This is a genomic window from Massilia sp. ST3 (assembly GCF_018119405.1).
Taxonomy (GTDB): Bacteria; Pseudomonadota; Gammaproteobacteria; order Burkholderiales; family Burkholderiaceae_D; genus Telluria.
Window position 1 is genome coordinate 14,660 of sequence record NZ_JAGPWC010000071.1, and the last position, 12,383, is coordinate 27,042.

The 12,383-nt window shown below is 66.5% G+C and carries 12 protein-coding genes; 4 read left to right on the top strand and 8 right to left on the bottom strand.

Annotated elements, in window-relative coordinates; genetic code table 11:
• A complete protein-coding gene (locus KBW98_RS19645) occupies positions 1 to 621 on the bottom strand; it encodes a LysE/ArgO family amino acid transporter (RefSeq protein WP_229429302.1) in 621 nt (206 codons plus the stop codon).
• 95 nt (positions 622 to 716) lie between these two features.
• Here KBW98_RS19645 and KBW98_RS19650 point away from each other — a divergent pair, with 95 nt between their 5' ends.
• Positions 717 to 1,610, top strand: a complete 894-nt coding sequence (locus tag KBW98_RS19650) for a LysR family transcriptional regulator ArgP (protein ID WP_211521854.1) — start codon at positions 717 to 719, stop codon at positions 1,608 to 1,610.
• Here KBW98_RS19650 and KBW98_RS19655 read toward each other — a convergent pair.
• The 7 genes from KBW98_RS19655 to tssE form a co-directional block, all read right to left on the bottom strand.
• Positions 1,535 to 1,996 carry a hypothetical protein gene (locus KBW98_RS19655; RefSeq protein WP_211521855.1) on the bottom strand — a complete coding sequence of 154 codons (462 nt, stop codon included), beginning with the start codon at positions 1,994 to 1,996 and terminating at the stop codon, positions 1,535 to 1,537. The genes KBW98_RS19650 and KBW98_RS19655 overlap by 76 nt on opposite strands.
• A gap of 142 nt (positions 1,997 to 2,138) precedes the next feature.
• A complete protein-coding gene (locus KBW98_RS19660) occupies positions 2,139 to 4,403 on the bottom strand; it encodes a PhoX family phosphatase (RefSeq protein WP_373888972.1) in 2,265 nt (754 codons plus the stop codon).
• A gap of 94 nt (positions 4,404 to 4,497) precedes the next feature.
• Positions 4,498 to 4,845, bottom strand: coding sequence for a YnfA family protein (locus tag KBW98_RS19665; protein WP_211521866.1), 348 nt, complete (start codon positions 4,843 to 4,845; stop codon positions 4,498 to 4,500).
• A gap of 48 nt (positions 4,846 to 4,893) precedes the next feature.
• Entirely contained in the window at positions 4,894 to 5,301 is a 408-nt protein-coding gene (locus tag KBW98_RS19670) for a DUF2750 domain-containing protein (RefSeq protein ID WP_211521857.1), read from the bottom strand.
• 110 nt (positions 5,302 to 5,411) lie between these two features.
• On the bottom strand, positions 5,412 to 6,503 hold the full coding sequence (tssG, locus tag KBW98_RS19675) for a type VI secretion system baseplate subunit TssG (RefSeq protein WP_211521858.1): 1,092 nt from the start codon (positions 6,501 to 6,503) through the stop codon (positions 5,412 to 5,414).
• Complete coding sequence (tssF, locus tag KBW98_RS19680) at positions 6,467 to 8,308, bottom strand: type VI secretion system baseplate subunit TssF (protein WP_211521859.1); 1,842 nt, start codon at positions 8,306 to 8,308, stop codon at positions 6,467 to 6,469. Before tssF ends, tssG begins: the two co-directional genes overlap by 37 nt.
• An 11-nt stretch (positions 8,309 to 8,319) precedes the next feature.
• On the bottom strand, positions 8,320 to 8,850 hold the full coding sequence (tssE, locus tag KBW98_RS19685; RefSeq protein ID WP_211521860.1) for a type VI secretion system baseplate subunit TssE: 531 nt from the start codon (positions 8,848 to 8,850) through the stop codon (positions 8,320 to 8,322).
• A gap of 141 nt (positions 8,851 to 8,991) precedes the next feature.
• Between tssE and tssK the strand changes: the two genes are divergently transcribed.
• The 3 genes from tssK to KBW98_RS19700 all read left to right on the top strand — a co-directional run.
• A complete protein-coding gene (gene tssK / locus KBW98_RS19690; protein WP_211521861.1) occupies positions 8,992 to 10,326 on the top strand; it encodes a type VI secretion system baseplate subunit TssK in 1,335 nt (444 codons plus the stop codon).
• A 309-nt stretch (positions 10,327 to 10,635) separates the two neighbouring features.
• Complete coding sequence (locus KBW98_RS19695; RefSeq protein ID WP_211521862.1) at positions 10,636 to 11,784, top strand: hypothetical protein; 1,149 nt, start codon at positions 10,636 to 10,638, stop codon at positions 11,782 to 11,784.
• 100 nt (positions 11,785 to 11,884) lie between these two features.
• On the top strand, positions 11,885 to 12,383 hold a 499-nt coding region (locus KBW98_RS19700), incomplete at its 3' end, for a hypothetical protein (protein WP_211521863.1).

Below are 12,383 nucleotides of genomic sequence, written 5' to 3' on the forward strand. Positions count from 1 at the left end.
TCAGCCGGCGCGCAGCAGGAGCAGCGCCAGCAGCAGCATCAGGCTGCCCGTGAAGGCCTCGATGCCGCGCCACACCGCGGGGCGCGACAGCACCGGGGCGCAGCGGCGCGCGCCGAAGCCGAGGGCCGAGAACCACAGCACCGAGGCCGTCATCGCGCCCAGGGCGAAGGACAGGCGCTGGGGGGAGGCGAAACTGCCGCCCACGGTCCCGAGCAGCACCACCGTATCGAGGTAGACGTGGGGATTGAGCAGGGAGATCGCTAGCACCGTGGCCAGCGCCTTGCCCAGGGTTTGCATGTGCTGGCCGTCGACGCTGAGCGCGCCGCCGTCGCTTCTACGCGCACTGCTGGCGAAGCAGCGCAGGCCGTACCACACCAGGAAGGCCGCGCCGCCGTAGCGCGCCACGCCCACCATCACCGGAGAGGATTCGACCAGCGCGCCCAGGCCGGCCATGCCGAGGGCGATCAGGACCACGTCGATGACGATGCAGGTGGCGACCACCGGCAGCACATGCTGGCCGCGCACGCCGGTGCGGATCACGTGCGCGTTCTGCGCGCCGATCGCCATGATCAGGCTGGCCCCCAGGCCCAGCCCCTGAAGAAAAACCTGTTGAGAAAACATATGGCCTCCGTGGGAAAGGCCTCCATGATCCCTGCCGGCGGCGACAGATTCAATTATATTCATGAAATCTAAGCATCCTTAAGCAAAACTGAACCATGAAGATCGACCCGCGCCGCAGCGCCGCCTTTCTTGCCGCCGTCGATTGCGGCAGCCTGGAGTTGGCCGCGAGCCAGCTGAGCATCACGTCCTCGGCGGTCTCGCAGCGGATCTCGGCCTTGGAGCAGGACCTGGGCACGCCGCTGCTGGTGCGCAGCCGTCCCTGCCGCCCCACCGGGCCGGGCACGCGCCTGGTGCAGTACCTGCGCCGTTCGACCCTGCTGGAATCGGAGTTCCTGGCCGAGATGGGCATGGACCCGGGGCCGGTGCGGGTGGCGCTCGGGGTCAACAACGATACCCTGGCCACCTGGCTGCTGCCGGTGCTGGCGCCGGTACTGCTGGACGAGCAGCTGCTGGTCGAGTTCCTGCTAGACGACCAGGGCCACACCTTCAACCTGCTGGAACAGGGCCGGGTGGTGGCCTGCGTGACGGGCGAAGCCACACCGCTGCACGGCTGCACCGCCAGCGCGCTGGGCATCATGCGCTACCGCCTGGTGGCCTCGCCGGACTTCGCGCGGCGCTGGTTCCCGGACGGCTTCTCGCGCAGCGCCGCCCTGCATGCGCCGGTGATGGTCTTCGACCGCAAGGATCCGCTGCAGGCCAGCTTCCTGCTGCAGCATTTCGGCCTGCCGGAGGGCGCCTATCCCTTCCACTATGTGCCGGCCAGCGATCCGTATGTGGGCGCGATCCGCGCGGGGCTGGGCTATGGCCTGCTGCCGCTCGAGCAGTGCGCCGCCCTGCTGGCGTCGGGGCAACTGGCCGACCTGACGCCGCAGCTGCACGTCGACGTGCCGCTCTACTGGCACGCGTGGCGCATTCAGCCGCCGCGGCTGGAGCGCATGGGCGCGGCGCTGGTGAAGGCGGCGCGCGCGGTGCTGCTGCCGATGGACTGAGTCACAGGCAGCCACTGCGCCAGGCCCCACAGCAGTTCGGGGAGGAGGAACACCCAGAGTACGGGCAGGTCTTCCTGCAGCATGGCCCAGGCGAGCCAGAGCGAGAAGAGAAGGCGGCCGGTGGCGTCGTAGCGGCCGAGCTTCAGGCTGGGGCCGGTGAGGCGGCACAGGGACCAGAGCAGGACCAGGGTGCCGAGCAGGGTGGCGAGCAGGGTGTGGATGGGGGCGAAGGCGGGTAAAGCTGGGGCGCCCAGCCACCCGTTGAGGTGCGAGAGCTGGGTGGTGAGCAGGGTGAAGGTCCAGGGGGTGGCGAAGGGGGCGACGGTGAGGATGTCGTAGAGGGCGCTGAGGCGGGTGAGTTTCAGGTAGGTGGCGAGAGGGAGCATCGGGTCATGCTCGCATAGGCGGTGCAAGGAGGCCTTGAGGTACGCATAGGACTTGGGGGGAATGACGGTCTCTGGGCTTGCCACTAGCGCCCGAGTCGTCATTCCCGCGCAGGCGGGAACCCAAGTTCCTATGCAAACCCGATCAAGTCCCGATCCGCCCCCCATCATTCTTGGTAATCACAATCGTCGCCGACCTCGGACGCTTGCCCGCCCCATACCCCGCATTCGACGGCCACTGGCTGGTGTACTTGCTTGGATCGGCCAGGTTGCCGGAGGACGTGGTCTCGCCCGGATGCTGGATGTTCACGAACAGCGCCTTGCCGTCCGGTGTCTCGGCAATACCCGTAATCTCCGAACCGACCGGCCCCACCAGGAAGCGCTTGAGCGTATCGCTGGACGCGGTCTTGCCGACGAAGGTGTCGACGGCCAGGGTCGAACCGTCCGCGCGCGGGTAGTTCAGGGTCAGCTTCCTGCCGTCGCCCACCTGGCCCGGCACGCCGGCCAGCATCATGCAGTTGCTGACGTCGGTGTAGGCGCCGTCGTCGGTCTGGAACCAGCAGATGCCGGTGGCGGCGCTGAAGGCCAGGCCGTCCGGGCTGGAGAAGTCCTGGTCGGCGCCCAGGCCGGACAGGTTGACCGTGGCCGCGGCGGCCGCCGCTTCGGCGCCGAACAGGTAGACGTCCCAGGTGAAGCCGGTCGCGGCGGCGCCAAGCACGCCTTCCTTCACGCGCAGGATGTGGCCATTCGGGTTGCCGCTCTGCGCGGTGCTGCCCTTCATGTCGGTATAGACGCGCGGGTTGGCCGCATCCGGCGCGGCCTGGCTCGATCCGTTCGGCTCGACGCGGCGGTTGCTGTTGTTGGTGAGGGTGAAGTAGATCTCGCCGTTGGCCGGGTTCACCGAGCACCATTCCGGGCGGTCCATCCTGGTGGCGCCCACGGCGTCGCCCGCCAGGCGCGCATTCACCAGCACGTCGGCCTGGTCGGCGAATTTGTACGTGGTGTAGGCGGCGATGGCCGGGTTGGTGATCGACAGCTCGATCCACTGGCCGCTGCCGTCGGCGGAGAATTTGGCGACGTACAGCTTGCCGCTGTCCAGGTACTTGTCGCCGGTGGCGATGCGGTCCACGGCGGTGGCGTCGGCAGCGTTCCAGACGGCGTTCGACACGAACTTGAAGATGTATTCGTTGCGCGAATCGTCGCCCATGTACACCGCCAGCGGCTTGCCCGCTTCGACCTTGCCGAAGGCGGCGCTTTCGTGGGCATAGCGGCCCAGCGCGGTGCGCTTCTTGATGACGCGGGTCTTGTCGTAGGCGTCCATCTCGACGATGTAGCCCATGCCGTTCATCTCGTTGCGGTAGTCGTCGCTGCCATCGAGCGACGCCCCCTTTTTGCTGATGTTCCAGCGCGCGTACTTGTCATCGAGGCCGCCGGTTTCCCAGCCGTGGCGCGAGGCGGCGCCCTGGTCGCGCCCATAGCGCTTGAGCGCCACCACGCTCTTGTCGGCGCGCGCGGCGTCGTCGGCGGCGGCGCGGGTGAAGTAGCCCGACCAGTTCTCTTCGCCCGACAGATAGGTGTTCCACGGGGTCTTGCCGGTGCCGCAGTTGTTCAGGGTGCCGCGGATCCTGCTGCCGTTCGGCGAATACTTGGTGACCACCAGCGCGTTGCCGCGCACCGGGCCGGAAAGCTCGACCTCGGTCTGCTGGTGCACGCGGCGGTTGAAGGACGAGTCCTTCAGGTATTCCCATTTGCTTGCGTTTCTGCGCACTTCGACCACCGACAGGCCGTGCAGGGCCATCTCCTTGTCCACCTCCAGCGCGGGGCGCGGCAGGCTCGGGGTACCGCCGTTCGCGTGCAGGAAGAAGGACGCGAGGTTCTGGTCGGTGGTGGCTTCGTGGTTCATCGCCAGCAGGCCGCGGTCGTTGGCGCTCGCCGAGGCGGCGCCGGTGGCGGAGAGCGGGAAGAATTCCATGCCGTCGTGGTGGTCGCCGGCGCGGTTTTCCATGTCGCCGTCGGTGCCGTCGTTCTTGAATGCCGGGGTGGCGGCGGTGAGCGGATCGCCCAGCGCGTACAGGACCGAGGCGGTGTAGCCGGCCGGGACGACCACGGCATCCGCCAGGCTCTTGGCGACGGCCGTGAAGCCGAGCAGCTTTTCAGTCGGGACCGGCGGCGGCGTGGTGCCCATCGGCGGGGTGGGTGCGGTGACGGCGTCGCTGCCCGAACCGCCGCAGGCGCTCAGGCCCATGGCGCCGAGGAAGGCGGTCGCGGCCGAGGCGGCGCCGCCGCGCAGCAGGCTGCGGCGGCTCAGGCGTGCTTCGAGGACGGTGCTGAAATGCTCGTTCGACGACACGTTGGTATCGATGTCGTCACCGTCGACAGGGATGCGGGCGATGTCTAGCGGCTTGTTCACTGGGTGGTTCCTGGTCGGTGTGGAGAATCCGAGCATGGTAGTGAGCGAACATGACCACTCTGTGACGCCTTGATAACAGTTTGATGACGCGCCTTTACGCCGGGCGGTGCCCCAGGCCGATGCAGGCCGCGCCCAGCAGCGCCAGCCCGACGCCGAGGTAGTCGGTCCAGACCGGCTTGACGCCGTCGACCACGGCCAGCCAGGCCAGGGCGGTGGCGATATAGACCGCCCCATAGCTCGCGTACACGCGGCCGCTGGCGGCAGGATGCAGGGTCAGCAGCCAGACGAAGGCCGCCAGGCTGAGCGCGGCCGGCAGCAGCAGCCAGGCGGAGCCTTTGCCGGTGAGCCAGAGCAGGGGCAGGTAGCAGCCGAGCAGCTCGGCGATCGCGGTGAGGAAGAACAAGCCGAGCATGCGGCCGGAAGCGAACAGGTCGAAGGTCATGGGCAGGAAGGTGGCCGGCAAGGCGCCGGGGTCATCCTGCCGAGTGTATCAGTAGCGCCCCAGCTCTTGCGCCAGGTCGCGGCGCAGCTCGGCGATCGTGGGCGTGATGCCCTTGTCGCCAGGAGTATAAAAGATGCCGGGCAGGACCTGGTCCTGCTCGAGCTGGGGCAGCAGGTCTTCCAGCAGCTCCTCGATCGAGAAGGCCTGGGCGTCGTAGCCGTCCCATTCGTATTCGGCGCACAGGCTGGCGTAGTCGCTGGCCGGCCACATGGGGAAGACCAGGGTGCCGTCGTCGGTCTTGGCCAGCGCCCAGCCGTCCTGGTACAGGCCCCAGACTTCCTGCGAATCCGCGACCCGCTTGACGAAGTATTCGTAGCGGTCCGGGCCCGGCAGGGTGACGACCGCGGCCAGCTGCTGCGCGCCCAGCTTGATCGCCGAAATGATCCTTTCGCTCATTGCCATTCCCGTTGATGCAGGCGACATGCCTTTCATACCTCAGGATACGCCAACATGGGCGATTGGCGCAGAATCTAGCGTGCGCGCCCTAGGAATGACATCGGGAAATTTCAGAGCACATGCAAGCCGTAGCGGACGTCGCGCCGGTTGGCCGTTTGCGCCCCTTCGACCAGGAAGGCGTCCCAGCCCAGGCGCACCGCCGGGCCCGCCTCGTGCAGGGCGGCGCCGCGCACGTCGAGCGCGCGCAGCTCGAGCTCGATCTCATAGGCCAGGGACACGCCGGTGAACATCGACAGCAGGCTTTTCAGGGCCCGGGCCGCCAGTCCCCCGGGCAGGAAGGCGTCGAAGCGCGCGCGTTCGAGCGGCCCGACCACCAGGCGCAGGCGCAAGTCGCGCTGCCAGACCCGCGCTCCCGCGATCGCACGCGAGCCGAGCACGGCATTGTCGTCGCCCAGCATGGTCTGCTGGGCGGGCGGCACGCCGTACCAGTCGCCCACGAACTGCTCGACCATGACCGGCAGGCCGAAGTAGTCGGACAGCACGCGCCCGATCTGCACCGCCGAAGCGGGGCGCTGGCGGATGCTGGCCGCGAAGTAGCCCAGGGTCTCGTCCAGCACCGCCCCGTGCTCAGGACTGGCGAGGCGCTTGCGCAGCGAGGCGTCGCCGACCCCGGCCAGCGCCAGCAGTAGCGGCAGGAAGGCGTCGCGCCCGTCCAGCTGGTATTGCAGCGCCAGCCGGTACTTGCGCCAGGCCGCGTAGAACAGGGCCAGCGAGCGGTTCGAGAAGGTGTCGAGGAAAGCGCGCGGCCCCTCTTCCTTGTCCTTGTCCGAGGCCTGGTGCTCGGCGATGCGCTCGGTATAGTGGGCCGGCAGCACGCCATGCCCGCCCAGCAGGCCCATGAAGCTTGGCGTCAGGCGGATATGGCGCAGCGCCCCCTCCTCCAGCGCGCTGGCGAGCGCCTCGGCCTGAGGCTGCACCTCGCGCGGCTCGGGCTGGATCGCTTCCAGCTGGCTGGGCGGGAAGCCCAGCGAGGTCGAATTCTGGAAGCGCAGGTAGCGTGCGACCAGGTCGCCGTCCTGGCGCTTGCGGCGCCGCAGCCAGAGTTCCAGCAGGCGTACGGCCTGGAAGAACTCGAAGCGCCAGGGCTCGCGGCACAGGCGCTCGATTACAGCAGGCTCAGGTCGCCGCTTCGCGGATCGCATGTGAGCAGTTCCTCTCCGGTTTGGCGCGACACCACCACCAGCCGCGTGAAGCTGTTGGCGTGCACATACAGCGCAAGAAAGCGCTCGACGATGTGGGCGAAGGCGTGGATGCCGCTGCCCACAAAAGCTTCCTCGTCGATGCCGAGCCTGACCTCCACGCCGCGCACCAGGCAATTAAAAGGATTACCCGCCATCCAGGCGTTGGCCGGCCGGTAGTCGATGGCGGCGATGCCGCCGATCTGGCGCTGCGAGGAGGGGGAGCGCGGCAGGTCGTGCAGCGCCAGCATCTCGCGGAAGGCCTCGATGCCGCCGTCGGCCAGCGACAGGTGGTTCAGCGACAGCAGCGAGATCAGGCGCCAGTGCGCGTTGCGCCCGCTGGGGAAGCGCCGGGAGGCGGTGGGCTTGCGCAGGAAAGCGATCGCCTTGACGCTCGATCCGCCTTCCAGAAACAAATCGCCGCCCGGCTGGCCGTAGCTCAGGGCGCTCGGCAGGTCGCGGTTGGTGCAGGTGAGTTCGACGTTGAGCGTGTCCGTCTCCACCGCGGCCGGGTCGAAGTCGATGTCGACGATCGACACCTGGGTCTCGAAGCCCGGGCTCTTGTCGCGCAGGGTTTCGTCGCGCCGCATCGCCCAGTAGTGGCCATGTTCGTCCGGGGTCTGGGCGTGGCGCAGCGAATAGAAGGGGCGGAACTCCACGATCGATTCGCCCTGCGGCGTCTGGCGGACCAGGCGCAGCGCATCGATGGCGTAGACCTCGTAGGCATAGGCGCGGCGCGCGTCGGCCAGCACCGGGTAGCTGGGCGTGGTGTGGGTCAGCTGGATCGGCTCGCCGCGCTGGCGGAACAGGTTCACCACCGGCGTGCAGCCCAGCAGGACGTTGTTGGTCGAGAGCGTGCCCAGCATGCGCGCCAGGTTGGAATCGGCGCGCAGGCCGGACAGGGCCAGGTGCAAGGTGATGGCGCGCGCACCCGGCAGCGCGGCGGCCAGCGCCTTCAGATCGATGTCGACAAAGTTGAATTTTTCGGGGAAGCAGAAATACTCGGTCAGCAGCCGGTAGGCGGTGTGCGAGCGGGCCGGGAAGTCGATCAGCGCCTCGTCGTCGGCGAAGCCGGCCGGCTTGACGGGAATGGCGGGCAGCGCCACCCAGCGCCCGCTGCCTTCAATCTCCGCATACCCAGCCACGGTGCGCATGAACAGGGCGTCGCGCAGGGCCGCGCAGAACGAGGGCTCGCCGTCGATGAAGACGCGCAGGGTGTCCAGGCCCAGCTGGCCAAGACCGCCCTGCTCGCCGGTGGCGGCGATGGTGAAGCTGATGCCTGACGTCGCCCCGCCTGGCAGCCGCACCGCGTCCGGCGCATCGATGATGGCGGCGAAGCTTGCGCGCGTGAGCGCCAGCGGCGCCACCGCCACCGGATACACGGTGCGGAAGGTGCAGGCCACGCCGCGCACCGGGCGGCTGGTGAGCTGGGTGCCGCGCGCGATCGTGCTGCTGGCGGTCTGCTGCCTGGCCGCGGCGGCGACGTCCAGGCGCGCGATCGAGCACGAAGGGAAGGGCCGCAGGTAGTGCGGATACAGCACTTCGAACAGCGCCTCGGTGAATTCCGGGTAGTCGTCATCGAGGCGCTTGGCGATGCGCGCATTGAGCAAGGCGAAGGACTCGATCATGCGCTCGGTGTGCGGGTCTTCGCACACCTCGCCGCTGATCAGGAGCCGTCCCGCGATCTTGGGATAGCGCTCGGCGAAGTCGCGCAGGTTGCGGCGCAGGTAACCGAGTTCGCTTTCGTAATAGGGAAGCAGCTGTTCCATGCGTGGCCTTCCTAGGTGGCGGCGCGCTGCGCCTTGGCGCGCGCGGCCCGCTTGATGCTGTACTGGAGCGTGGACGGCTGCAATACCGCGTCGAAATTGACCGGCTCCTGCGACACGTTCGCCACCAGCAGCGCCGTGATCGAGAAATTCAGCCGGTTGACCGATTCTTCCCGCACCTCCAGCAAGGCCTTCACGTTGCGCAGGCGCGGCTCGTGGCAGGCGATGGCCTTCTCGATGCAGCTGCAGATATAGGCGCGGTCGGAAGGGCTGGACAGCGAGCGGTCGGCGAAGTCGCTCAGGCCATAGGTCACCATCGAGCGGCTGCATTCCGGGAAGTCCTTCAATGCGTCGTCGGCGAGGATGGAACGCGTGTTGAGCAGCGCTTCGAGGTCGCGCGCGACGGTGTCCTTCAGGTCTTCGGCCGACAGGCGCGGCGGCGCATGGCTGCCCGCCTGGCCCGCGCCCGTGTTTCCGGCCTGATTCGTGGCACGCAGCGGCACGCCCAGCAGGCGGTCGAACAATCCTGGCGTAAATCCTTTCATCGTGCCCCCAGAAAAGAAATCGCATGGTGACACGTTGACTGCAGCAAATACTTGATCAAGTTCACATGCTGCTCTGCTGCCCATTGCTATTGTTTCTGAGCAAATTTCCGCCAACCGCAAGACGAGAGGAAAGCCAGCCACATGACCAGCAAAGTACTCTGGGGCGAAGGCCTGCTGTTGCGCCCACAGCATTTTCAGCGGCAAGACCAGTACCACGAGCACTGCCTGAACAAGGGCATCCGCGCGGTGCACCCGTATGCCTGGGGCGTGGAGCGGCTGGAGATCGACCGCGATGCACTGGGCAGCAGTGTGCTGCGCATCCTCGCACTGTCGGTGCGCTTCCAGGACGGACAACTGATCGATGCCCCGGGCGCCGACGCGCTGCCCGAGACCATCGACCTCAGCCAGCTGCAGGCGCAAGGCGTCACCTACTATGCCGCGGTGCCGGGCCTGAAACCCTTCAGCGGCAACTTCGTCCAGCCCGGACAGGTGGACAACACGGCGCGCTTCACCCAGGTCAACGAAGAGACCCCGGACCTGTACACGCAGGCCTCGCCGGTGCAGCTGGCCTACTTGAAAGCCTCGGTACGCCTGGTGTCCGAGTTCGAGCCGCGCGACGCCTACGTCCACTTCCCCCTGCTGCGCCTGCGCCGCGCCGCTACCGGCGGCTTCGAACCCGATACGAGCTTCGTGCCGCCCACGCTGTCGATCGGCGCCTCGCCGGCGCTGTTCCTGCAGCTGCGCCGGCTGCTCGACGCGCTGCAGGCCAAGGTCGGCGCCCTGTATGGCCACCAGCGCGAACCGAGCCGCAACGTGGTCGAATTCCGTTCGGGCGACATGTCCTCGTTCTGGCTGCTGCACACGGCCAGTTCCGCGTATGCGGCCTTGACCCACCACTTCCACCATCCGGCCCTGCATCCGGAGCGTTTGTTCGCCCAGCTGCTGGACGTGGCGGGCGGCCTGATGACCTTCTCGAAAAGCTGGACCCTGGGCGACCTGCCGTCCTACCAGCACGCCGACCCCGGTCCGGGCTTCGCCAAGCTGACCACCATCATCCGCGAGCTGCTCGACACCGTGATCTCCTCGAAGTACTTCGCCATCGCGCTCAACGAGACCCGGCCCTGCTACCACCTCGGCATGCTCAACTCGGGCAAGATCGACGAGGACACCACCTTCTACATCGCCGTCTCGGCCGACATTCCCGCCGTGGAGCTGGTGGACGTGGTGCCGCTGCGCTTCAAGATCGGCGCCCCGGACGATGTGGAAAAGTTCGTGCTCTCCGCCCTGCCCGGCGTGCGGCTGCAGCACGCGCCGCAGGTGCCGGCGGCGATTCCCGTGCGCCCCGATACCTGCTACTTCGTGCTCGAAGCGAAAGGTGCGATGTACGAGCGCATGCTCAAGGCGCAGTCGATCTCGATCTACGTCCCGGCCGGTATGAAGGAGCTGAAGCTGGAACTGCTGGCCGTCGCCGCCTGAACCGGCGATGACGCTCCTATTACAGTCGACAATATCCATCCCTCGACCATGACGGCTTCCACTTTCTCGTCAATGCCTCGGTGGCTCAAGGCTTGCCTGCTGGTTGCAATCGTTCTACTTGGGTTCTGGGCCAGCGCAATCTTTTATTGGCGTACCGGTGATCATGAGCCTGCTACGGTAAAACTGCTCCTCGTGCTACTCGCCCTTCCAGCCCTCATGATTGTTGCGTCCAGGCTGGCTTATCGACTCCTCAGCCGCCACACCTCGCTTACCGCTGCGGCACCATCGGCCAAGCCGGGGCAAGCGACCATGAAATCGACCTCGCCGGCGTTGCTAATATTGGCGACATCCTTGCGCTTGCCGCATGGCGCAACGGCCGAAGCGTTGGCTGGAGCAATCGCCGAGGAAAAAACAAACATCGATCTCGATCCGGACCTTCTCGATAGCGATGGATTTCCGATCATGGCCGCGCGCAGCCAGGATGCGGTCGACGAAGCGCTGCAGGACGAGATCGCGGAATGGCTTTCCAGCGCTGGTCTGAGCACGCTACGACTCAGCGACGAACAATGGCGCGCGCTCATACTGGGCACCGGTGTAGCGCGCGAGCTGGCAGCCCATGCGGCCTCGCTCCTGCTGCATCGCGATTCGACGCCACCGCTGCTCAAGCTGATTCCTGTCCTGCCATCCGATTGGCAGGCCGAACAGCGTAACGCTGTCAACAAATGGTTCGAACACCTGGTACTGCAGTTCGGCTGGCCTGCTGCGCACCTGTCGATTGCATCACTGCCAATCGCTACCGAAGAAGCCAGTCCGGCTGCGTTCGACCAGCTGGCGCAGGACATTTCGTCGTCGGCCACGCCAGTGGCGGCCCTGGTGATCGTCTGCGCTTCCAATATTGGCCAGGAGACGGTCGATCAATGGGCTGCCCGTGCCATGCTGTTCACCGCTTCGCGACCGCAAGGCCGGGTCCCGGGAGAAGGCGCGGCCGGCATGCTGCTGACCAGCCCCGATTCCTTGTCGGCCGAGATGGAGGAATTTTCCATGCTGCGCCTCGAAACAAGGGACCAGAAAGAAGCGGTGTCGCTCGAAGCAATGACGAAGAAAGTGCTCGACAATGCGGCATTGCATATCGCGGATATCGCCATGGTGGTCGCCGATACCGGCATCCATAACAAACGTGTACTCGAGCTGATGCAATTCGCCACGGTCTCGATGCCGCAGCTCGACGGCGCTACGGACGTCGTACGCGTCGGCGCGATCAGCGGCTGCTGTGGTGACGTGCCTTTCCTGGCCTCGCTCGCCCTGGCGCACCATTACGCCTGCGAGAGCAAGGGCCCGGTACTCGTCATTGGAAATGAAGATCCGCACCATGCTTGCGCGTCCTTGGTCCATGCCCCTGTTTCACCCGCACCGGCGCCGAGGGTAGCTACAGCGGACATGCTGGACGCGCCGGCCTGACTATGACACCGAATGTGAAAACAAGCGGCCACGCATGAGCAGACCTTCAGGCTGCCGGCGCTAGCCATAGTTAAACGAACCTTTCAGGGAGATCGCACCAATGCCTCAACTGTACGCCGATACCGGTTCACGTTCGCCGTATTACTCCCCGTCCGGACGTATTCCAGTCGCAATCATCCCTGCAGCCATATTGCTTGCCCTAGCCGTGCTTCCTGGCGCCTGGCTGTATGCATGGGCCTCGGTACGCGCACCCTGGGTGATTGGATGCACGGTGGGACTACTCTTCGCCGCAGCGCTGGCATTGATGGTCGAGTACGCGGTGAGAAAGGCAAAGGTACGCAATCCGCTCTGGATGGGCAGAATGGGCATCTTGATTGGCTCGTCGGCTTGGTACGCGCATTGGATCGCCTACCTTGGCATTGTTTCCGGTTTGTCGGTAGGGCAGTTCGAAGCCAGTCCGAACGCATTGCTCAATTTCCTGCGCATCGGCGCCTCCGACCTGTCCGTCGATTCCGCCTTGTTCGTCGGCGCGCGCTTGGCCGAACTGGCGATGCTGCTTATTCCGCCCTATGTGTTCGGAAAATACACGGCCACGGAAC

Bases quoted from the DNA above. Each gene is read 5' to 3' on its own strand.
- KBW98_RS19645 (WP_229429302.1), bottom strand. From the start codon at position 621: ATGTTTTCTCAACAGGTTTTTCTTCAGGGGCTGGGCCTGGGGGCCAGC.
- KBW98_RS19650 (WP_211521854.1), top strand. From the start codon at position 717: ATGAAGATCGACCCGCGCCGCAGCGCCGCCTTTCTTGCCGCCGTCGAT.
- KBW98_RS19655 (WP_211521855.1), bottom strand. From the start codon at position 1,996: ATGCTCCCTCTCGCCACCTACCTGAAACTCACCCGCCTCAGCGCCCTC.
- KBW98_RS19665 (WP_211521866.1), bottom strand. From the start codon at position 4,845: ATGACCTTCGACCTGTTCGCTTCCGGCCGCATGCTCGGCTTGTTCTTC.
- KBW98_RS19670 (WP_211521857.1), bottom strand. From the start codon at position 5,301: ATGAGCGAAAGGATCATTTCGGCGATCAAGCTGGGCGCGCAGCAGCTG.
- tssG (WP_211521858.1), bottom strand. From the start codon at position 6,503: ATGCGATCCGCGAAGCGGCGACCTGAGCCTGCTGTAATCGAGCGCCTG.
- tssF (WP_211521859.1), bottom strand. From the start codon at position 8,308: ATGGAACAGCTGCTTCCCTATTACGAAAGCGAACTCGGTTACCTGCGC.
- tssE (WP_211521860.1), bottom strand. From the start codon at position 8,850: ATGAAAGGATTTACGCCAGGATTGTTCGACCGCCTGCTGGGCGTGCCG.
- tssK (WP_211521861.1), top strand. From the start codon at position 8,992: ATGACCAGCAAAGTACTCTGGGGCGAAGGCCTGCTGTTGCGCCCACAG.
- KBW98_RS19695 (WP_211521862.1), top strand. From the start codon at position 10,636: ATGAAATCGACCTCGCCGGCGTTGCTAATATTGGCGACATCCTTGCGC.